At 73.5% G+C, this 20,136-nt stretch carries 22 protein-coding genes and 1 pseudogene; 13 read left to right on the top strand and 10 right to left on the bottom strand.

Annotated elements, in window-relative coordinates; genetic code table 11:
* Window positions 1-78: 78 nt before the first annotated feature.
* Window positions 79-945, bottom strand: a pseudogene (locus tag ABZV78_RS09160) (MFS transporter); the annotation flags it as partial.
* Window positions 946-986: 41 nt separating this feature from the next.
* Window positions 987-1,223 (bottom strand): hypothetical protein, encoded by a 237-nt coding sequence (locus tag ABZV78_RS09155; RefSeq protein WP_355636854.1) that lies wholly within the window; start codon window positions 1,221-1,223, stop codon window positions 987-989.
* A gap of 149 nt (window positions 1,224-1,372) precedes the next feature.
* Here ABZV78_RS09155 and ABZV78_RS09150 point away from each other — a divergent pair, with 149 nt between their 5' ends.
* The gene (locus ABZV78_RS09150; RefSeq protein WP_355636852.1) at window positions 1,373-2,521 is read left to right on the top strand and encodes a geranylgeranyl reductase family protein; all 1,149 of its coding nucleotides are present in this window, start codon (window positions 1,373-1,375) and stop codon (window positions 2,519-2,521) included.
* On the opposite strand, the gene ABZV78_RS09145 is transcribed toward ABZV78_RS09150, so the two are convergent.
* Window positions 2,522-3,556 (bottom strand): NAD(P)-dependent alcohol dehydrogenase, encoded by a 1,035-nt coding sequence (locus tag ABZV78_RS09145; protein WP_355636850.1) that lies wholly within the window; start codon window positions 3,554-3,556, stop codon window positions 2,522-2,524. It abuts the gene before it with no gap.
* A 99-nt stretch (window positions 3,557-3,655) separates the two neighbouring features.
* Here ABZV78_RS09145 and ABZV78_RS09140 point away from each other — a divergent pair, with 99 nt between their 5' ends.
* Window positions 3,656-3,847: a hypothetical protein gene (locus ABZV78_RS09140; RefSeq protein ID WP_355636848.1), complete on the top strand. Its 192-nt coding sequence runs from the start codon at window positions 3,656-3,658 to the stop codon at window positions 3,845-3,847.
* A 62-nt stretch (window positions 3,848-3,909) separates the two neighbouring features.
* Here the strand turns inward: ABZV78_RS09140 and ABZV78_RS09135 are convergent, their stop codons facing one another.
* On the bottom strand, window positions 3,910-5,700 hold the full coding sequence (locus tag ABZV78_RS09135) for a 5'-nucleotidase C-terminal domain-containing protein (protein WP_355636846.1): 1,791 nt from the start codon (window positions 5,698-5,700) through the stop codon (window positions 3,910-3,912).
* Between the two features lie 215 nt (window positions 5,701-5,915).
* Between ABZV78_RS09135 and ABZV78_RS09130 the strand changes: the two genes are divergently transcribed.
* Entirely contained in the window at window positions 5,916-6,818 is a 903-nt protein-coding gene (locus ABZV78_RS09130) for an SDR family oxidoreductase (protein ID WP_355636844.1), read from the top strand.
* A 25-nt stretch (window positions 6,819-6,843) separates the two neighbouring features.
* Here the strand turns inward: ABZV78_RS09130 and ABZV78_RS09125 are convergent, their stop codons facing one another.
* Both ABZV78_RS09125 and ABZV78_RS09120 read right to left on the bottom strand, forming a co-directional pair.
* The gene (locus ABZV78_RS09125; protein WP_355636842.1) at window positions 6,844-7,497 is read right to left on the bottom strand and encodes a nucleotidyl transferase AbiEii/AbiGii toxin family protein; all 654 of its coding nucleotides are present in this window, start codon (window positions 7,495-7,497) and stop codon (window positions 6,844-6,846) included.
* Complete coding sequence (locus ABZV78_RS09120) at window positions 7,494-7,820, bottom strand: hypothetical protein (protein ID WP_355636840.1); 327 nt, start codon at window positions 7,818-7,820, stop codon at window positions 7,494-7,496. Before ABZV78_RS09120 ends, ABZV78_RS09125 begins: the two co-directional genes overlap by 4 nt.
* 624 nt (window positions 7,821-8,444) lie before the next feature.
* On the opposite strand from ABZV78_RS09120, the gene ABZV78_RS09115 reads away from it, so the two are divergent.
* Together ABZV78_RS09115 and ABZV78_RS09110 are read left to right on the top strand one after the other, a co-directional pair.
* Complete coding sequence (locus ABZV78_RS09115; RefSeq protein ID WP_355636838.1) at window positions 8,445-9,032, top strand: hypothetical protein; 588 nt, start codon at window positions 8,445-8,447, stop codon at window positions 9,030-9,032.
* A gap of 196 nt (window positions 9,033-9,228) precedes the next feature.
* A complete protein-coding gene (locus tag ABZV78_RS09110) occupies window positions 9,229-9,705 on the top strand; it encodes a hypothetical protein (RefSeq protein WP_355636935.1) in 477 nt (158 codons plus the stop codon).
* A gap of 9 nt (window positions 9,706-9,714) precedes the next feature.
* Here the strand turns inward: ABZV78_RS09110 and ABZV78_RS09105 are convergent, their stop codons facing one another.
* Window positions 9,715-10,707 carry a helix-turn-helix domain-containing protein gene (locus ABZV78_RS09105; protein ID WP_355636836.1) on the bottom strand — a complete coding sequence of 331 codons (993 nt, stop codon included), beginning with the start codon at window positions 10,705-10,707 and terminating at the stop codon, window positions 9,715-9,717.
* A 52-nt stretch (window positions 10,708-10,759) separates the two neighbouring features.
* Here ABZV78_RS09105 and ABZV78_RS09100 point away from each other — a divergent pair, with 52 nt between their 5' ends.
* Entirely contained in the window at window positions 10,760-12,058 is a 1,299-nt protein-coding gene (locus ABZV78_RS09100) for an MFS transporter (RefSeq protein WP_355636834.1), read from the top strand.
* A 4-nt stretch (window positions 12,059-12,062) separates the two neighbouring features.
* On the opposite strand, the gene ABZV78_RS09095 is transcribed toward ABZV78_RS09100, so the two are convergent.
* From ABZV78_RS09095 to ABZV78_RS09085, 3 genes are read right to left on the bottom strand one after another with little or no spacing between them, the layout of a single operon-like run.
* Entirely contained in the window at window positions 12,063-12,782 is a 720-nt protein-coding gene (locus tag ABZV78_RS09095) for an RICIN domain-containing protein (protein ID WP_355636832.1), read from the bottom strand.
* A 56-nt stretch (window positions 12,783-12,838) separates the two neighbouring features.
* Complete coding sequence (locus tag ABZV78_RS09090; protein WP_091269458.1) at window positions 12,839-13,123, bottom strand: DUF427 domain-containing protein; 285 nt, start codon at window positions 13,121-13,123, stop codon at window positions 12,839-12,841.
* 40 nt (window positions 13,124-13,163) lie between these two features.
* Complete coding sequence (locus ABZV78_RS09085) at window positions 13,164-13,634, bottom strand: YbaK/EbsC family protein (protein WP_355636830.1); 471 nt, start codon at window positions 13,632-13,634, stop codon at window positions 13,164-13,166.
* A gap of 93 nt (window positions 13,635-13,727) precedes the next feature.
* On the opposite strand from ABZV78_RS09085, the gene ABZV78_RS09080 reads away from it, so the two are divergent.
* The 7 genes from ABZV78_RS09080 (at window position 13,728) to ABZV78_RS09050 (ending at window position 20,072) form a co-directional block, all read left to right on the top strand.
* Entirely contained in the window at window positions 13,728-15,113 is a 1,386-nt protein-coding gene (locus ABZV78_RS09080; RefSeq protein WP_355636828.1) for an FAD-binding oxidoreductase, read from the top strand.
* A complete protein-coding gene (locus tag ABZV78_RS09075; protein WP_355636826.1) occupies window positions 15,110-16,453 on the top strand; it encodes a class I SAM-dependent methyltransferase in 1,344 nt (447 codons plus the stop codon). The genes ABZV78_RS09080 and ABZV78_RS09075 overlap by 4 nt, the downstream gene beginning before the upstream one ends.
* Window positions 16,454-16,573: 120 nt before the next feature.
* On the top strand, window positions 16,574-17,095 hold the full coding sequence (locus ABZV78_RS09070) for a SigE family RNA polymerase sigma factor (RefSeq protein WP_355636824.1): 522 nt from the start codon (window positions 16,574-16,576) through the stop codon (window positions 17,093-17,095).
* A complete protein-coding gene (locus ABZV78_RS09065; protein ID WP_355636822.1) occupies window positions 17,092-18,042 on the top strand; it encodes a hypothetical protein in 951 nt (316 codons plus the stop codon). The genes ABZV78_RS09070 and ABZV78_RS09065 overlap by 4 nt, the downstream gene beginning before the upstream one ends.
* An 81-nt stretch (window positions 18,043-18,123) precedes the next feature.
* Window positions 18,124-18,684 carry a helix-turn-helix domain-containing protein gene (locus ABZV78_RS09060; protein WP_355636820.1) on the top strand — a complete coding sequence of 187 codons (561 nt, stop codon included), beginning with the start codon at window positions 18,124-18,126 and terminating at the stop codon, window positions 18,682-18,684.
* Window positions 18,677-19,528: an SRPBCC domain-containing protein gene (locus ABZV78_RS09055; protein ID WP_355636818.1), complete on the top strand. Its 852-nt coding sequence runs from the start codon at window positions 18,677-18,679 to the stop codon at window positions 19,526-19,528. Before ABZV78_RS09060 ends, ABZV78_RS09055 begins: the two co-directional genes overlap by 8 nt.
* A 124-nt stretch (window positions 19,529-19,652) precedes the next feature.
* On the top strand, window positions 19,653-20,072 hold the full coding sequence (locus tag ABZV78_RS09050; protein WP_355636816.1) for a hypothetical protein: 420 nt from the start codon (window positions 19,653-19,655) through the stop codon (window positions 20,070-20,072).
* Window positions 20,073-20,136 lie beyond the last annotated feature (64 nt).

Here is a 20,136-nt window from a genome sequence, read left to right as displayed (position 1 = left end):
CCCGGATCTTCGTGGTCGAAGCGCTCAGCGAGACCAGCGTGCACGTCGAGACCTACTGATTCCCCCAGCACAGACGGGAACTCCCATGCCCCTGAGGTCGAACAGGGGCGGCCGGTGCTGCGCGTACCACCGCTCCCAGAACGCGAAGCCGGCCAGGAAGAGCAGGCCGACGGGGATCAGCACCCACTTGCCGGGGCCGCGCCACTGCTCCCGCTGCACCAGTGGCAGCAGCACCGAGGTCACCCCGAGGCCGAGCAGCAGCACCCCGACCGGGTCCAGCCGGTGCCGGTCCGGTTGGCCGGCCGGGCGGGCCGGGATGAGCCGCCAGCCGAGCACCACGGCGAGGATGCCGACCGGGATGTTCACGAAGAAGACCCAGCGCCAGCCGTGCTCCTCCCCGCCGAGTTCGATGAGCAGACCGCCGAGCAGCGGGCCGACCGCGGTGGAGATGCCGATGGTGGCGCCGAGCAGGCCGAACGCCCGGCCCCGCTCGGCGCCCTGGAACAACTGCTGGATCATGCCGCTCACCTGGGGGTTGACCACCCCGGCGGCGGCGCCCTGGACGAGCCGGGCGGCGATCAGCCACTCGGGCGAGCGGGCCAGCCCGGCCAGCGCGCTGGTCACGGTGAACAGCGCCACCCCGACCACGAACGCGGTACGCCGACCGCGCGCGTCACCGAAGCGCCCGGCCGGCACCAGCACCAGACCGAAGGTCAGCGCGTACCCGGACAGCACCCACTGCAGGTCGCTGGGCGTGGCGTGGACCGCCCGGTCGATCGACGGCACGGCGACGTTGACGATGCTGACGTCCAGCAGGGTCATGAACGCCGCGACCAGGCCGACGCTGAGCGCCTTCCAGCGGCGCCGGTCGTCGGACCCGGTGCTGTCCACCGGCCTCGACCGGTCCGTGCTCATCGTGCCCCCCGACGACCGTCGATCACGCATCCCGGATCGCTACCCGGCCCCCGGTGGGGCAAACGACGATGTCAGGTCATCTGGCGCGCGCACCACCGTGGTCCGAAGTCCAGCCCGGACATCGGGGAGTCCTCCCGGTGCAGCAGCCCCCGCTCGGTGAGCAGGTGCAGCGGCTCGCGAAGTTCCTCCTCGGTCATGCCGGTCTCCTGGGCGATCAGGTCGGGATAGGGGACGTGCCCCCGCACCTCCAGCGCGGCCACCGCCTGGTACACCCGTTCCTCGACCGCAGACAGCTGTACCTGCTGCATCGCTTCCCTCCTCGGCGTGGACCGCCCGACCGGCGGGCGGCCTGCGCCCGGCGGTTACCCGGGCGGCGTCCGTTGATGCCCACCCGATCGGGGGGTCGCGCGCGGCGCGTGCCGGGCGGGCCAAGCGCGCGGTGGCCTAGGCTGCACCCGTGATCATCTGGGACCTCGTCGTCGTCGGTGGTGGCCCCGCCGGCCTCTCCGCCGCGCACGCGGCGGCCCGGGCCGGCGTCCGCACCCTGGTGGTCGAGCGGGCCACCCACCCCCGCTACAAGACCTGCGGCGGCGGGCTGATCGGCACCTCGCTGGGCGAGGTCGCCGACCGGATCGAGGTGCCCGCGCACGACCGGGTCGACCGGATCACCTTCACCCGGGACGGGCGACGTCGCTTCACCCGCCGGCACTCCACCCCGCTGGTCGCCATGGTCCGCCGGGAGGAGTTCGACGACCGGCTGCGCGCCGTCGCCGTCGCCGCCGGGGCCGAGGTCCGCGAGGGCGTCGCCGTCCGCGCCGTCGAGCAGGACCCCGACGAGGTACGCCTGCGGCTGGCCGACGGCGACACGGTACGCGCCCGCGCGGTGATCGGCGCCGACGGCTCCTCCGGCGTGACGGCCCGGCACGTCGGGGTGACCTGGCGCCAGGTCGACCTGGGGCTGGAGCTGGAACTGCCGATCCCACCCGCCGAGCAGGACCGCTGGCGCGGGCGGGTGCTCATCGACTGGGGGCCGGTCCCCGGCTCGTACGCCTGGGTCTTCCCCAAGGGCGACCGGCTCACCGTCGGCGTCATCGCCGCCCGGGGCGAGGGCGAGCGGACCCGGGCCTACCTACGCGACTTCGTGGCCGGGCTCGGCCTGTCCGGGGTCACCCCGGAGCACGACTCGGGGCACCTGACCCGGTGCCGGGCGGAGGACTCGCCGCTGCGCCGCGGCCGGGTGCTGGTTGCCGGCGACGCGGCGGGCCTGCTGGAGCCGTGGAGCCGGGAGGGCATCAGCTTCGCCCTGCGGTCGGGCCGGCTGGCCGGCGAGGCCGTGGCCGGCGGCGAGCTCGAGCACTACGACCAGGAGATCCGCCTCCGGCTGGTGCCGGAGATGCGGGCCGGGCACCGGCTGCTGGAGGTCTTCACGCGGCGGCCCGACGTGTTCCACGCCCTGCTGGCCACACCGCCGGGCTGGCGGATGTTCGTCCGGTTCTGCCAGGGGCGGGCGAGCTTCGGGCGGGTCCTGGCCCGCCGCCCGGTGCGCGCCGGCCTGGCCCTGCTGGACCGGCTGCCGCCGTGGCGGCCCGCCGCGGGACCGCGGTAGTCAGGGCACGACGACGGCGCGGCCGTGGATCTCCCCGCGGCGCAGCAGCTCGTACGCCTCCGGCGCCTCCGCCAGCGGGAAGGTCTGCACGTCGGCGTGCAGATGTCCGGTCCGGGCCAGGGCGATCACCTCCTGGAGTTCCGCCCGGGTGCCCCAGAACGGCACCTCGACCGCCGTCTCCAGGGGCAGCGTCGGCGGCTCGTCGGCGACCGGCCGGACCGGCAGGGTGCCGCCGGCCAGGCCGGCCAGCAGCACCAGACCGCCGGTGGCCACGACCTGCCGGGCGGTGGTGACCGTGGGGTCGGCGCCGACGAAGTCGAGCACGACGTCGGCGCCGTCCGGCGGTGGACCCACCAGTTCCCGGATCCGGTCCACGCTGTCCGGCCCGGCCTGCACCACCTCGTGCGCGCCCATCCGGCCGGCCAGGTCCAGGGCCGCGACACTGGTGTCGACGGCGATGATCCGCACCGCGGTGGTGGCGACCAGGATCTGCACCGCCATGTGGCCGAGCCCGCCGATCCCGATCACCACGCAGGAGGTGCCCGGGCGCAGCCGGCTCCGGGCCAGCTCGACGGCGTGGTAGGGGGTCAGCCCGGCGTCGGTGAGCGGGGCCGCCTGGGTCAGGTCCATCTCCCCGACGGGCAGCAGCCGGGACACGGGCAGCACCACGTGTTCGGCCAGCCCGCCGTCGCGGCTGAGCCCGACGCCACCGACCGGGACCGTCCGGCACTGGTTCTCCGCGCCGCGCAGGCAGGCCCGGCAGCGGCCGCAACCGATGATCCCGTAGACCGCCGCCCGGTCGCCGGCGGACCAGCCCGTCACGCCGGGGCCGAGCTGGTCGACGGTGCCGGCGATCTCGTGTCCGAGGGTCATCGGGGTCGGGTAGAGCCCGGCCGGCGCGTCGAGGATGTGCAGGTCAGAGTGGCAGGCGCCGACCGCGCCGACGCGCAGCAGCACCTCACCGGGTCCGGCGGTCGGGGTGGGCATCTCGACCTGCTCCAGCACCCCGGGGGTGGTCATCCGTACCGCGCGCATGGTCGTCCTCCACCTCGTCGCCGGACGGGTCGTCGCGCCGGCTTACCCGGGCCGGGTCGGTTGATGCGGCGGGTGGCCGGGCGGGCGCACAATGCGGTCATGAGCGAACCGCGTGAGTCGTTCACCGACGAGGAGTACGCCTTCCTGCGGCACGTCCGCTTCGGCGAGCTGCCGCCCGGGGTGCGCCCCGAGGAGCGGGTGGAGTCGACCGAGAGCGAAACCGAGCCGCGCCGGGACCGGCCCGACCCGACCGGCGGGCAGCACGAGTGGCACCTGTGGGCCGCCGGCTGACCGGCCCGGGACGGGGACGGGCCCCGGGTGCGGCACCCGGGGCCCGTCGCAGGTGGTACGGATCAGAAGACCGGCACGCCGTCGCGGACCAGCTTCCAGTTCGGCACGTAGAAGTCGGCCGGCCGGATCTCGCCCTTGGCCTGCGCCCAGTCGATGAGCAGCTGGCGGATCTCCTGCTGCTGGTTGTAGACCTGGGTCTTCACGATTCCCGGGAAGTTGCCGCCACCGCTGCGCCGGTAGTTGTTGACCGCGACGACGAACTGGGCGTCCGCGGCGACCGGGGTGTCGGTGCCCGGCAGGACCAGGCGGGTGATCCGCTGGCCGATCGGCTTGGCGATGTCGATGTCGTAGTCGAGCCCGGAGATGACGTCGTAGTTGTAGTCCGGCACGTTCGGGTCGTTGATGTTCGCCAGGTCGATGGTGTCCCCGGCCGCCCAGGTCCGGAAGTACTTCGCCGAGTACTCCAGGTACGCCTTCACCTCGGCCCCGGTCATCACGACCGCCTCGAGGGTGTTGTCGAAGACGTACAGCCCGGCGACGTCGCGGATCCGCACGTCACCGGCCGGGAAGACGGCCGTCCGGCTGAACGGCGACGCCTGGGACAGCACCGGCAGGCCCGCGTACGCGGTGCCGGCCAGGGCCTGGGTGACCACCTCGGCCTGGACATGGTTGATGAAGTCCAGGATCGGGGTGTCCTTGTACCGCGACTCGACGGTGGACAGCTCCTCCTTGGACTGCGCCACGACCTGGTTGACGTACCCGACGGTCGTGTCGTGCTGGCCGCGCACGGCCGCGAGCACCGCCGGGTCCTCGACCACGCTGTTGGTGTTGAGCGTGGTGGCGGACTTGGCGAGCACCTGCCACCGGCCCTTGACCTTGGTGACGGTGAAGTCCATCCGGGTCAGCCGCTGGCCCCACTTCGACGGCTCCGAGGTGAGCACCTGCGCGCCGGTGGCCTTGTTGGTGACGAACTTCTGCGGCACCTCGTTGTGGGCGTGGCCGAAGAGGATCGCGTCGATGCCCGGCACCTGCTCGGCGATCAGCGCGACCGGGTTCTCGTTCGGCAGCTCCGGGCCGTAGCTGGAGGTGCCGCTGTCACCGCCGTGGGCGGAGATGATGACCAGGTCGGCGCCGCGCTCCCGCATCACCGGCACCCACTTGGCGGCGGTGGCGACCATGTCGGCGAAGACCAGCCTGCCCTCGACGTTGGCCTTGTCCCAGATGGCCACGCCCGGGTTGGTCAGGCCCAGGATGCCGACCTTCAGGGTGGGGGAGTCGTACCCGCCGAGCGCGACCTCCTTGATCACGTACGGCAGGAAGGCCGGCTTGCCGGTCTTCTCGTTGATCGCGTTCGCGGCCAGGGCCGGGAAGCCGAGCTGGCCGATCCAGGTGGCGAGCAGCGGCAGGCCGTAGTTGAACTCGTGGTTGCCCAGCGTGACGGCGTCGTACTTCAGCACGTTCATGGCGTTGGCCATCGGGTGCGTCTCACCGGTGTCGGTGATCGGCTCCTGCTTGGCGTAGTAGGTGGCCAGCGGGGTGCCCTGGATGGTGTCTCCGGCGTCCAGCACCAGGGTCGCCTTGCCCTTGCGCTCCGCGCGGATCTGGTTGACCAGGGTGGCCAGCTTCGCGACGCCGACGTCGTTGTGCTTGCTGTCGTCGAACTCGGCGTCGCGGTAGTAGTCCCAGTTGTAGACGTTGCCGTGGGTGTCCGAGGTGCCCAGGACGGTGAGGTCCCAGGTCTTCGGGGCCTTCGGCGTGGCCTCGGCGGGAGCGCCGGCGATCAGGGGGGCGGTCGCGGCGGCGGCAGCGACGGCCAGCACCTGGCGGCGCGAGGCGCCGGAGGAGGAGGTCATGAGGTGCCCTTCCATGGGGGTGGACGCGCGCCTCGTGGGCGCCGTTGCGCACCATAACGACCGCATGTCACAGAAGCCACATCGCCCCGCGGTATCTCACATCCACCAGCGCGCCGGGCCGCCGCCGCGTAACACCGCGGGCTGGTCCACCGCCGTTTCCGCCCCCGGCGCGGGGGTAGGGCGGGAGGCAGGAACGACGGCACGAGGGAGACCCGGTGAGCGAGGACCAGTACACCCAGCAGGACCCCACCCGCCAGTACGGCCAGCAGCAGGGCCAGCCCGGCCAGCAGCAGTCGGCGCCCGGCACCGAACGGGAGATGGGCCCGAAGCCGGACCACGGCGAGGAGTCGTACCGGGGCAGCGACCGGCTCTCCGACAAGCGGGCGGTGATCACCGGCGGTGACTCCGGGATCGGCCGGGCGGTCGCCATCGCCTACGCCCGGGAGGGCGCCGACGTGCTGATCTCCTACCTCGGCGACGAGGAGGAGGCGGACGCCCGGGAGACCGTGAGCCTGGTCGAGCAGGCCGGGCGCAAGGGCGTCGCCGTGCGGTGCGACGTGCGGGAGGAGGCGAACTGCCGCGAGCTGATCGAGCGGGCGCTGTCCGACCTCGGCGGCATCGACATCCTGGTCAACAACGCGGCCTTCCAGATGTCGCAGGACAAGGGCATCCTCGACATCACCACCGACCAGTTCGACCGGGTCTTCAAGACCAACGTGTACGCCATGTTCTGGCTCTGCAAGCTGGCCGTGCCGCACCTGCCCGAGGGCTCGGCGATCATCAACAGCTCGTCGATCCAGGCGTTCAACCCGTCGCCGCAGCTGCTCGACTACGCCACCACCAAGGCGGCCATCGCCAACTTCACCAAGGCGCTCGCGCTGAACCTGGCCGACCAGGGCATCCGGGTCAACGCCGTGGCGCCCGGTCCGGTCTGGACCCCGCTCATCCCGGCCACCATGCCCGAGGAGAAGGTGAAGCAGTTCGGCACCGACACGCCGATGGGCCGTCCGGCCCAGCCCGCCGAGCTAGCCCCCGCGTACGTCTTCTTCGCCTCGCAGGAGTCCAGCTACGTGACGGGGGAGATCCTGGGCGTGACCGGCGGCAAGCTCATCAGGTGAGCGGGTCGCCCCGTCCCTCCCGCGGTCACCGCGGCCAGGCGGCCATCCGGCGGCGGACCTCGGCGATCTGGCCGGGGTCCAGGCCGTAGCGGGCGAACCGGCGGTCCGGCACCCGGTCCAGGTAGCGGCCCGCCGCCCGGACGTCCTCGGCGTCCAGCGCCGGGTCGACCTGCCGGGCCAGCTCCAGGAGGTCCGCCACCGCGTACCGGTCCAGCGCGGCCGAGACGTCGATGTAGTCGCGGACCTCCCGGCGGTTGACGAGCGCCGCGGTCTTGTTGGCGATCAGGTCCCGGACGTCCATGACTGGGCCCAGGTCCATCACCACCGGGCTGCGGTACCGGTCGAGCCGGGCCAGGCTGAGCCGGATCTGCCGGCCGTCCCGGCTCACCACGAAGTCCCGCAGGTCCCGGTCGTAGCCGTCGAAGAGCTCACCCAGCTCGCTGTCCGGGTCGGCGTCGGCCACCTGGTAGCCGGCCCGTTCCAGGGCGGCCCGCACCCCGGCCGCCGCTGCGGCGGCTGCGCCCTCCACGTCGGCGAAGAGGTCCACGTCCTCCGTCGGGCGGGTGACCAGGCCGTGCGCCGCCCAGGCCACCCCGCCGCCCAGCACGAACCGGTGCGGGCCGGCGGCCGCCAGGGCCACCCGGGCCACCTCCCGGTAGAAGTCGTGCAGGTGGGTCACGCGGTGCGCAGGCCCCGGTGCCGGCTCTCCCACGCCAGCCGGACGCCCCGGGGCAGGTTCAACAGCGGCCACACCCGGCGCAGCGTCCCGCCGTCGATCAGCTCGCGCAGGTCCTCGACGCGGCTGGTCTCGCGCAGCACGTTCTCGTACATCCACAGCAGGTCGTCGGGGTCGGCCAGGTCGAAGGCGCGCTCGCTGCTCCACATCAGGCGCACCGGCAGCTCGACGACGCCGCGGGTGGGCCCGGCGAGCTCGCCGAGGGTGCGTGCCACCACGGCGGGTCGCCCGGGCCGGGCGAGGTACGCGGTGGTGGTGGCCGACATGGTGTCAGGGTAACCCCTGTCCGGCGTTTTCCCATCGCCCTGACCTCGCAGCCATCGCGATCTGGCGGCCCAAGTGGCCATCCCGCCCCCGATCGGGGCGGCCAGATGAACGGACTCGTTCGATGCCGCAGAGCTAGCCTCCTAGGACGCCGTAGGCGGCGTGCGCCCCCGCACTGCCGGCGGAGTATCGGTGCGGCGGGCGGAGTCCGTCCCCACCGACACTCGCCTGAGCGAGTGGAACGCCACGTGTGTCACCGGGAGCCCGAAACACACATGGCGTTCCACCGACGGGGCGGCTTTGGGCGGGGTGTCCGGTTTCGCAGGGTGGTCGGTGGCACTCCGGCGGCGGAATGGCGGGTGAGCGGGGGTCGTTGTACCCCGGTACGGCCGAGGAAGGTGCCCCGCCCGGCGGGGTGGCGAGCCGCCCAGGTGGGTCTGCCGGGCCCGGAATGATGGTGGGCCGCCGGTCGTTGTACATGGTCCCGGCGCGACGAAGAGGCTCTCGCCCCGCGCGCCGGATGATCCCCCAAGACTTTTGAGCGCCTGACGGCGCTTGCGCACACCACCCCCAGCCGACCCCCGTCGGAGTGTGTGTGCGCCAACCCCCCGAATGGAGCTACCCCCATGAACACGATGCTGCGTAAGAGCGTGCTGGGTATTGCTGGTCTGGCTTTCGCCGGTGGTCTGGCCGCCGGTCCGCTGAACCATCACGAGGCGGCGCCGACGGCGGGGCTGTCGGAGGCGGCCGTGGTGCAGGCCGACAAGCCGGACGCGGGCAAGCTGATCCCGCATGGCGTGCAGGGCGCGCAGTCGCGGATCGACCTGAGCGACGAGCAGGTGGGCAACGCGAAGGCGATCATCGCGGCGACGAAGAAGGCTGGTCTCCCGGAGCGGGCCGCGGTCGTCTCGATCGCCACGTCGCTGCAGGAGTCGAAGCTGGAGAACCTGGGCCACCTCGGCGACCGCAACGACCATGACTCGCTGGGCCTGTTCCAGCAGCGCCCGTCCAGCGGTTGGGGTACGCCGGAGCAGATCACCGACCCCGAGTACTCCACCCTGGCGTTCCTGAAGGGCCTGAAGCAGGTTGACGGCTGGCAGGACATGCCGCTGACCGAGGCCGCGCAGACCGTGCAGGTCTCGGCCTACCCGGACGCCTACGCCCAGTGGGAGCAGCAGGCCGCCGACATCGTCAAGAAGCACTGGAACAGCTGAGCCAAACGCTGGCCGGCACCCCGAACATGGGGTGCCGGCCAGCGGCGTCTCCGGATCCGGGGCGAGTTGCCGTCAGCAAGCAGCGAACGGCAACTCGCCAAGATCGGGAGGGGCAGCGCGCCCCGTCCGGGTGAAGAGGGTGGGGTAACCGCGGTGCGGTCGTCGGGGGCGGGGGTTGGATTCGGACATGGACGAGGTGGACGCCGCGGCGCTGCGGCGGGCGTACGAGTCGGTGCTCGTGGAGGTGGACACGGGCGGGTTCGGGCCACCCCCGGACGGCGAGTTGAGCGCCGAGCAGATCGTGGCGCACCTTGCCGCCAACGACGAGCTGATGAGCGAGGCGACCGAGGCGGTGCTGGTCGGCTCGCCGTTCGCGTACTACGACCTGGAGACCATCCACCGGCCGCAGCTCGACGCGCTGGTCTCCGAGTGCGGCGGGCTGGACGGGCTGGCGGCGCTGCTCCGGGCCACCAGCCAGAAGCTCTGCGCTCTCGCCGACCGGCTCGGCCCGGCCGCCGAGACGCCGGTCGACACCGTGCTGCGGGAGGGCTTCGACCTGGACGTGGACGAGTCCCTGCCCTGGGGCCGCGCCCTCGACCTGCACACCCGCGTCCACCTCCCCATGCACCTGGCCCAGCTCCGCGCCCTCCGCCGCCAGCCCCACCTCGCCTGACCGAAGCGGTCAGGGGGTGGGGCGGAAGCTGCGGCGGTAGGCGGTGGGAGCCACCCCGACCCGGGAGTGGAAGTGCTGCCGCAGGGCGGCCGTGGTGCCGAAGCCGGCATGCCGCGCGATCTGGTCGACGGTCAGGTGGGTGGTCTCCAGCAGCAGCCGGGCGTGCTCGGTGCGCTGCTGGAGCAGCCACTGCGCCGGGCTGAGCCCGGTCTCCGAGCGGAAGTGCCGGGTGAAGGTGCGGACGCTCATCCGGGCGTGCGCGGCCAGCTCGCGCAGCGCGACCGGCTCGTGCAACCGTTGCCGGGCCCACTCCCGGGTGGCCGCGGTGCCGGTCTCGGCGGTGCGGGGCACCGGGCGCTCGATGTACTGGGACTGGCCGCCGTCGCGCCATGGCGGCACCACGCAGCGCCGGGCCGACCGGTTGGCCACCGCGCTGCCGTGGTCGGTCCGGATGACGTGCAGGCAGAGGTCGAGGCCGGCGGCCACTCCGGCCGAGGTGAGCACCTCGCCGTCGTCGAGGAAGAGGACGTCCGGGTCGAGGTCCACGCGGGGGTGCAGGCGGCGGAACCGGTCCGCGTAGGCCCAGTGGGTGGTGGCGGGGCGGCCGTCGAGCAGGCCGGCGGCGGCCAGCACGAACGCGCCCGTGCAGATCGACATGATCCGGGCGCCCCGGTCGTGGGCGGCGCGCAGCGCCGCCGCCACCTCCGGGTCCAGCGTCCCGTCGGTCAGCGGCGGGCCGTCGTGGATGCCGGGAACGACCACCGTGTCGGCGGAGTCGAGCAGTTCCAGGCCGTGGTCGGGGAGCACCTGGAAGCCGGCGGCGCTGCGGACGGGTCGGCCGCCCGGGGTGCAGACCTGGACGCGGTAGAGGGGCGTCAGGTCCGCGGTGCGGGCGGTGCCGAAGACCTGGGCCGGGGTGCCGAGGTCGAGGCCGACCACGTCGTCGAGGGCGAGCACCGCGATCCGGTGCGGCACGACAGTCATGGCCCGATTATTGCGCATGATGGCTTTCCGGCCACTCGTCGCGGCGGCACGATCTACCGAGACTCGGAGCGTGACCCGACACCGTCTGCATCCGGCCTGGCTCGTGGCCGGCGTCTCGTTCGTCGCCCTGGTCGGCGCCGCCGGCTTCCGCGCCACCCCCGGGGTGCTGCTGCATCCGCTGCACGCCGAGTTCGGCTGGCCGCTGGCGACCATCTCCGCCGCCGTCTCGGTCAACCTCATGCTCTACGGGCTCACCGCCCCGTTCGCCGCCGCGCTGATGGACCGGTTCGGCATCCGCCGGGTGGTCGCCGGCGCGCTGGTGCTGGTGGCGCTGGGCAGTGCGCTGACCGTGGGGATGACCGCGAGCTGGCAGCTGATCCTCTGCTGGGGCGTACTGGTCGGGCTGGGCACCGGGTCGATGGCGCTGGCCTTCGTGGCGACGGTCACCGGGCGCTGGTTCGTCAAGCGCCGGGGCCTGGTCACCGGCGTGCTCACCGCGGGCGGGGCCGCCGGCCAGCTGGTCTTCCTCCCGCTGGTCGCCGTGCTGGTGCGCGACCACGGCTGGCGGCTGGCGGCGCTGGTCGTCGCCGGGGCCGCGCTGGCGGTCGTACCCCTGGTGGTGTGGCTCCTCCGCGAGCACCCGGCGGATCTCGGGCTGCCCGCCTACGGGGCGACCGAGGTGGCGCCCCAGACGCCGCCGGCCGGCGGGGCGGCGGCCCGGGCGGTCGGCGCGCTCGCCGCCGCCGCGCGGACCCGGCCGTTCTGGCTGCTCGCCGGCGGCTTCGCGATCTGCGGCGCGACCACCAACGGCCTGGTCGGCACCCACTTCGTGCCGGCCGCGCACGACCACGGCATGCCGGAGACCACCGCGGCCGGCCTGCTCGCCCTGGTCGGGCTCTTCGACATCGTCGGCACGGTCGCCTCCGGCTGGCTCACCGACCGCGTGGACAGCAGGCTGCTGCTCGGCGCCTACTACGCGCTGCGCGGCGCCTCGCTGCTGGTGCTGCCGAGCCTCTTCGCCGGCTCCGCCCAGCCGAGCATGCTGGTCTTCATCGTCTTCTACGGCCTGGACTGGGTGGCCACCGTGCCGCCCACCGTGGCGCTGTGCCGGGAGTGGTTCGGCGCGTCCGGCGCGGTGGTCTTCGGCTGGGTGTTCGCCGCCCACCAGGTCGGCGCGGCGCTCGCCGCGACCGGGGCCGGCCTGGTCCGCGACCGGCTCGGCGACTACGCCCCGGCCTGGTACGTGGCCGGCGCCCTGTCGATCGGCGCGGCCGGGCTCTCGCTGCTGCTGCGCCGCCGTGGCGACGAGCCGGCGTTCACCCTTCCGGTGGTCGCGGCCGGCCGGCGGGCCTGGAGCTACCGGGGCTGACCGGTCAGCCGACGGCCCACTGCTGCTCGGGAGCGCCGGTGCAGGGGGCCTGTTCGAGCCGGCGCCCGGCCTCGGTGCCGGCGTCGTCGACCTGCGCGCACTTGCCGCTGTGCACGGCGACCAGCAGCACCGGGCCGGACCCGGTGGGGTTGAGCTTCCACTGCTGGTTGGCCTGGCCGTTGCAGGACCACTGCACCAGGTCCGTGCCGTCGTCGGTGCTCTGCCCGTACACGTCCAGGCACTTCCCGCTGGCCGCGTTGACGAGGACGTAGGTGTCGGCGGCCACCGGGGTGACCACCCACTGCTGTTCCGGCCCGCCCGTGCAGTCGGCTAGCACGGCCTTCGCGCCCTCGGGGTCGTCGCCGGTCACGCCGACGCAGCGGCCGGAGGGGACCCCACGGATCACCTTCGGGGTGGCCGCGGGGGCCGCGGGCGTGGTCGGTGCGGCGCTCGGTGAGGGCGCCGCCGAAGTGGGGGCCGGCGCCGTCGTGGCCGGGGCCGCACTCGACTCGCTCGCCGCCGGGGTCGGCACGGCCGCCGCCGGCACCACCGGCTGGTCGTCGCCGCCGCCGAGCACGCCGGTGGCGAAGAACACCCCCAGGAGTACGCCGACCACGGCGACGCCCAGCGCGATCCGCATCAGCGGGTCCTGCGGCAGCCCGCGCCGGGCCGGCCGGCGGCCGCCGTAGACGGTGCCGGACGGGTCGGTGCGCGGATCGGTCATGGGGGCATCCTGACCCACCGGGACCCTCGAGAGCCAGTCGCCCCGGCTGCGGTGACTCAGTCGACGACCCGGACGTCCTTCCAGAACGCCACCCGGTCGCGCACCATCTCCGCCTCCGGCTTCGGGTCGGGGTAGTACCAGACGGCGTCCGGGCTGGTGGCGCCCGCGTGCTCGAGCGTGTAGTAGGAGGCGGTGCCCTTCCACGGGCAGACCGTGTGGGTGTCGGAGTCGCGGATCAGGTCGTCGCGCAGGGCCGAACGCGGGAAGTAGTGGTTGCCCTCGACCAGCACGGTGTCGTCGCTCTCCGCGACGACCAGGTCGTTCCAGACGGCTTTCGGCATGTCCCCCACGCTATGCCGGCAACCGGGCGGCGGCCACCGCTCAGCGGGCCGGTTCCGGGTCGGTGACGTCGGCGACGGTCGCGGCGAGCGCGGCGAGGGCGGCGTCGGCGTCGACCGCGACGGCCACCCCGTGCTCACCCGCGCCGAGGGTGATCTCCCGGCCCCGCAGCCGCTCGTCGGCGACCACCGGCCAGGCGGTGCTGGCGCCGAACGGGGTGATGGTGCCGCGCTCGTAGCCGGTGGCCGCCCGGGCCGCGGCCGCGTCCGGCATGGACATCCGGCTCACGCCCAGCAGTTGGCGCAGCTTCGGCCAGGAGACGACCCGGTCGCCGGGGGTGAGCACGAACAGGTGGTCGTCCTCGCCGCGGCGGACCACGATGGTCTTGACCACGTCGGGGACGGCGACGCCGCGCGCCGCCGCCGCCTCGGCGAGGCTGCGTACCGGGCCGTGCCGGATCACCCGGTAGGGCAGGCCGGCGGCGTCCAGGGCGGTGAGCGCGGGGGAGGACATGCCCGCCACGGTAACCCGCGGGTCTCCGGGCGGCCCCGAAAAGGCCACCGTGGACATCCCACGAATTGGCATACCGAGGCGTAAGGTGATCTCATGCACGCTGTCCGTGATCATGAGCGGGCGGTGGACGCGCTGCGGCGGTCGTACGCCGCGGTGCCCGCCGGGGAACCCGTACGGCTGGCCAAGCAGACCTCCAACCTCTTCCGACCCCGATCCGCGCCGCGCACCCCCGGCCTGGACGTGAGCGGCCTGACCGGGGTGCTCGCCGTCGACCCGGACGCCCGGACCGCCGACGTGCAGGGCATGTGCACCTACGAGGACCTGGTCGACGCGACCCTGCCGCACAACCTGATGCCGCTGGTCGTGCCGCAGCTGCGCACGATCACCCTGGGCGGCGCGGTGACCGGGCTGGGCATCGAGTCCACCTCGTTCCGCAACGGCCTGCCGCACGAGTCGGTGACCGAGCTGGACATCCTCACCGGGTCCGGCGAGCTGGTCACCGCCCGGCCGGTCGGCGAGCACGCCGACCTCTTCCGGGCCTTCCCCAACTCGCTGGGCAGCCTCGGCTACTCGACGCGCCTGCGCATCGAGCTGCAACCGGTCCGCCGCCACGTGGCGCTGCGCAACATCCGGTTCGGCCGGCTGGAGGAGCTGACCGACGCGATCGCCGAGGTGGTCGCCAAGGGCTCCTGGGAGGGCGAGCCGGTCGACGCGATGGACGGGGTGATGTTCAGCCCCGGCGAGGCGTACCTGGTGCTCGCCACGTTCACCGACGAGGCCGACGGCCCGCCCAGCGACTACACCGGCCAGGACATCTACTACCGCTCGCTGCGCCGGCGCACCCGGGACGTGCTCACCACCCACGACTACCTGTGGCGCTGGGACACCGACTGGTTCTGGTGCTCCGCCGCGTTCGGGGTGCAGAACCCGGTGGTCCGCCGGCTCTGGCCGCAGCGCTACCGGCGCAGCGACTTCTACCACCGGCTCGTCCGGCTGGAGCACCGGCACCAGGTGGCCGCCCGGATCGACCGCTGGCGGGGCCGGCCGGCCCGGGAGCGGGTGGTGCAGGACGTGGAGATCCCGCTCGCCGGCACCGCCGACTTCCTGCGCTGGTTCGCCCGGACGGTGCAGATGACCCCGGTGTGGCTCTGCCCGCTGCGGCTGCGGGAGCCGGCCGGTCCGGGATCCGCCCGGGCCTGGCCGCTGTATCCCCTCCAACCGGGCGAAACCTATGTGAACATCGGTTTCTGGGGGAGCGTGCCGATCGCCGAGGGCGCCGCCGACGGCGACGTCAATCGGGAGATCGAGCGCGCGGTGTCGGAGGCGGGCGGGCACAAGTCGCTCTACTCCGACGCGTACTACGACCGGGCGGCGTTCGACCGGCTCTACGGCGGGGAGACCTGGCGCGCCGTGAAGGGACGCTACGACCCGGACCACCGGCTCACCGGACTGTACGAGAAGGCGGTAGCGCGAGCATGAGTCTGACCGACCGAACACCCGGGGCGGCGAGTGCCCCGGCCGGCCCGCCGGCGGGGGGCCGGCGTGGCGGACCGACCGTGGCGGACGTGATCCGCGCGGTCACCACGGGCGACCTGCCCGTCCGCATCACCGGATACGACGGCAGCGCGGTCGGCCCGGCCGACGCCGGGATCACCCTGGCGATCCGCACCGAACGCGGGCTGTCCTACCTGCTCACCGCCCCGGGTGACCTGGGCATGGCCCGGGCCTACGTGAGCGGCGACCTCGGCCTGGAGGGGATCCACCCGGGCGACCCGTACGAGGCGTTGCGGGTGCTCAAGGACGAGATGGCGCTGCGGATGCCGCCGGTGAGCGAGGCGCTGACCCTGGTCAAGGGGCTCGGCTGGGAGCGGCTGCTGCCGCCGCCGCCCCCGCCGCAGGAGGCCGCGCCGCGCTGGAAGCGGGTGATGGACGGTCTGCGCCACTCGCGGATCCGGGACAGCAACGCGATCTCCCACCACTACGACGTCTCGAACGCCTTCTACGAGAAGGTGCTCGGCCCGTCCATGACGTACACCTGCGCGGTCTTCCACAGCCCCACCGACACGCTGGAGGAGGCGCAGCGGGCCAAGTACGACCTGGTCGCCGGCAAGCTGGCGCTGCAGCCGGGGATGCGGCTGCTCGACGTCGGCTGCGGCTGGGGCGGCATGGTCCGGCACGCGGCCCGGGAATACGGCGTCAAGGCGCTCGGCGTCACCCTGTCGCGGGCGCAGGCCGAGTGGGCGCAGGCGGCGATCGAGCGGGAGGGGCTGGGCGAGCTGGCCGAGGTGCGCCACCTCGACTACCGGGACGCCCCGCGTGAGCAGTTCGACGCGATCTCCTCGATCGGGTTGACCGAGCACATCGGGGTGCGCAACTACCCGGCCTACTTCGGGTCGCTGCGCGGCCGGCTCAAGCCTGGCGGGCGGCTGCTCAACCACTGCATCACCCGGGCGGACAACCGGGCCCCGCACCGCTCCGGCGCGTTCATCGACCGGTACGTGTTCCCGGACGGCGAGCTGGCCGGCCCGGGCCGGCTGATCAGCGAGATCCACGACGCCGGGCTGGAGGTGCACCACGAGGAGAACCTGCGCCAGCACTACGCGCTGACGCTGGCCGGCTGGTGCCGCAACCTCGTCGAGCACTGGGACTTCTGCGTCGACGAGGTCGGCCCGGGCACCGCCCGGGTCTGGGGGCTCTACATGGCCGGCTCCCGGATGGCCTTCGAGCGCAACGGGATCCAGCTGCACCAGGTGCTCGCCACGCACAACGGCCCGCAGGGGGTTAACGACTACCCGCTGCGTCCCGACTGGACGCCCTGACGATCCTCGTCCCACGGAAGGCCGCGCGGAACGCGCGGCCTTTCGTCGTGAGACCGGTCGTTCCGGCAGTCAACCTTCGGGCGTGACCCGTCGTCCTTGGTGACGACGAAAGGAGAGCCGGTGTGGCGGGAGAAACGCTTCGAAGGGCTGGACGCCCTCGTCGCGGAACGCGGCGGTGCCCTGCTCGCGACGGCGGTGCTGCTGACCGGTAGCCGGGTCGCCGGGGAGGACCTGGTGCAGGCGGCGCTGGAACGGCTGATGCGGAACTGGCACCGGGTGCACGGCGACCGGGAGGGCTACCTGCGCCGCACCCTGTACCACCTGGCGGTGGACCGGTGGCGGCTGCGCCGGCGCCGGCCGGAGGTGCTGGCCGAGGTCGAGCCGCCGGGCCAGCCGGATGGCACCGAGGCGCTGCACCTGCGGCAGGCGCTCGTCCAGGCGCTGGGCCTGCTGCCGCCCCGACAGCGGGCCGTGCTGGTGCTCCGCTACTGGGAGCAGTTGAGCGAGGCGGAGGCCGCCGAGGTGCTCGGCTGCTCGGTCGGCACGGTCAAGTCGACCACTTCCCGGGGGCTGACCCGGCTACGTGAACTCACCGCGGACTGGGCGCTCGAAGGCGCCGGGATGAACGGAGCACGCAGATGACGACCGACCTCGAGGATCAGCTCGTCGCCGGGATGCGGGACCAGGCCGCCGGCCTGACGCTCACCCGCGACGTGCTCGCCGCTGCCGCCCGCCGCCACCGGCGGCGCACCGCCCTGCACCGCACCGCGTACGCGGCCGGGGTGGTCGGCGTGGCCGGGGCGCTGACCGCGGCGCTGACCGTCGGCGCCCCCGGCTCACCGGGCGGCGGCACCGGCTCGTCGGGGCCGGTCGCCGGGCGGCCGACGCCCGCGGCGAGCCCGCAGTCGCCGCAGCTGCGGCTCGCCGCCGCCGCGGCGGCCAGCGAAAACATCAGTTACCGGGTGAAGGTCACCACCACCTCGCTGAACGAGCCCCCGCCGAAGGGTGAGCTGCCGGAGCCGGTGAGCGAGCGGTGGGTCACCAAGGGTGCCTTCGATCCGGCGACGGCCACCGGCTATCTGGAATCGCCGTACAAGGGGCAGCTGCGTCCCGCCATCGTGGCGGGCTTCGAGCACGAGCGCCTGATCGACGGTGTTCGGTACGTCGGGGCTCGGGACGGCGCCGATCCCGAGAACGGGAAGATCGTGTGGAGCCGGGAGAAGGAGAAGCAGGACAACCTCGACTACGACATGGCGATGGGCGGCGGCATGGGGGCCTCTGCGAGCCCGGCGGGGCTGCTCCGGATGTTGCGCCAGGCCGGTGCCACGGTCACGGAGAAGGCCGACGGCGTCTACCACTTCGAGGTCTCCGTGCCGGATCCGTCCGGGGAGATCGTCGCCGACCGCCTCGTGGGCGAGGTGACGGTCGGCGCGGACGACCGGATCGCCAAGGTGGCCTACGACCGCACGTCCCGGATGGCCCGGAGCAGGGACTACACCATCCGCCTCAAGGTCGTCATCGAGCTGTCCGGCTATGGCCTGCCGGTGAAGGTGGAGCCACCGGCCCACGTCGTCGTCCTGGGCAAGTAGGCACGAAAGGCCGCGCGGTCCGCGCGGCCTTTCGTCGAACCTATTGACAAAGAAGTTTTGTACGTACAAACTGATTTTGCCATGAGAGACGTCCTGTACCTGGAAGAGCGCGAGCAGGCCGAAGCCCTGCTCAAGCCGCAGCGGATCGAGGTGCTGCGGCAGCTCGCCGAGCCCCGCACCTGCACCGAGATCGCCGCCCGGCTGGAGCAGACGCCGCAGCGCGTCTACTACCACGTCAAGCAGCTCGTCGCGGCCGGGCTGGCCGAGCAGGTCGCCGAGCGGCGCGTGCGCGGCATCAACGAGGGCATCTACCAGGCCGTCGCCCGGTCCTACTGGCTCTCGCCCCGGCTGGTCGGCCGGATCGGCGGGGCCCGGCGGGCGCAGGACGAGCTGAGCCTGGGCTACCTGCTCGACCTCATGGAGGAGGTCCAGGCGGACATCGCCGCGCTGGACCGCACCGCCCCCGAGCTGCCGTCGATCGGTGTCTCCGGAGAGATCCGGGTGCCCGCCGAGCGGCGGCAGGAGTTCCTGCACGACCTGCAGTCGACGCTGCGGGACCTTTTCACGCGCTACGGCGGCGCCGAGGGGGACGCCTTCAAACTGGCCGTGGCCTGCTACCCGAAGGGCGACAACCATGAGTGACCTGCTGACCGTCCGGGCCCGCCTCGCCGCGCCGGCCGAGACCGTGCGCCGCGCGCTGACCGACCCGGCCGAGCTGCGCGCCTGGCTGGCCGAGCACGCCGAGGTCGAGCTGCCCCGGCGCTACGAGTTCTGGGGCCGCTACACGCCGGAGGGTGACGCGCCGCACCAGCGCCTGCTGCACGCCGACGAGCGGACCCTGCGCTTCGCCTGGACGCTCGACGGGGTGGAGACCACCAGCGAGTTCGAGCTGACGCCGGAGGACGGGAGCACCGTGCTCACCCTGCGGCAGAGCCACTTCAGCTTCGCCGAGGCCATGAGCGGCAGCAGCATCCGCGGCGTCCTGCAGACCTTCTGGGCGCTTTCGATCGCCAACCTCAACGCCCACCTGGAGGGCCGCCCGCTGCTGCCGCGCACCGACTTCACCTCCGCCGACCTGCGCGGCGAGCTGCTGATCGACGCGCCGGTGGACAAGGTGTGGACCTCGCTGACCGACTCGGAGCAGGCTAGCGCCTGGTTCGGCTTCCCGATCGGCATCGAGCCCTGGGTCGGCGGCCGCTACGCCATGGGCGGCTTCGACGCGGGCTACGCGGCCAAGGTGGTCGACCTGACGCCGGGCCGCGCGCTCTCCGTCGACTGGGGACCGACCGGCGTCAGCACCTGGGAGCTGGCCGAGTCCGACGGCCGGACGAAGCTGACCTTCGTGCAGTCCGGCTTCGACGAGAGCAACCCCCCGTACGCGGCCTGGAGCGGGAGCGTGGCCGGGCTCGCCGAGCTGCGCCGCTTCCACGAGCTGGCCGACTGGCAGCCGATCTGGCTGGCCGAGGAGATGCCCAGCAACGCCTGAGCCTTCGGTCCCCGGCCCCACCCACCGCGGCGGGGCCGGGCACACCGGAACTCCACAGGAAGGGCACAAGCCCGCCCCAGATCCCCGCGCCACGGTGGAGCCATCACCGAAGCGAGGAGGATCCATGCGCAGCACCGACCTGACCGCCCCCACCGTCGCCGTGCTCGGCGACCCCGGCCGGATCGCCGGGCTCGCCCGCCGGCTGTCCACCGCCTGGCGGGTGCGCCACACCGCGAGCCTCGACCACGTGCAGCCCGGCGAGCTGGTGCTGCTGGTCCACCCGGTGGTGGCGGCCGTCGCGCGTACCCGCCGGGCGTTGCCGGCCGGATGCGCCCTGGCCGTCCTCGTTCCCGGCGACGCCGACACCGCCACCATCGCCGACGTGCTGCTCGCGGGCGCCGACGTCTGCGTCCGCGACGGCTCCGCCGCCATCCTGGCCGGCCATCTCGTCGCCTGTCACCGACGGCTGAGCCGAGCGCCGTCACCCGGGGTCGACCGCGACCCGGTCCCGGCCGGCGCCCACCGGACGGTGGTGGCCCGATGACCGACACGATGGCCCGCCCCGCCGCTGCCGTCCCCGTGCCGCCGGTCCCGGCCGGCCCGCCGGC

Origin of the sequence: Micromonospora sp. NPDC004540 (genome assembly GCF_040610095.1) — a bacterium.
GTDB lineage: Bacteria > Actinomycetota > Actinomycetes > Mycobacteriales > Micromonosporaceae > Micromonospora.
The sequence above is the reverse complement of the archived record's forward strand: the minus strand, read 5'-3'. Positions and strand labels throughout refer to the sequence as shown.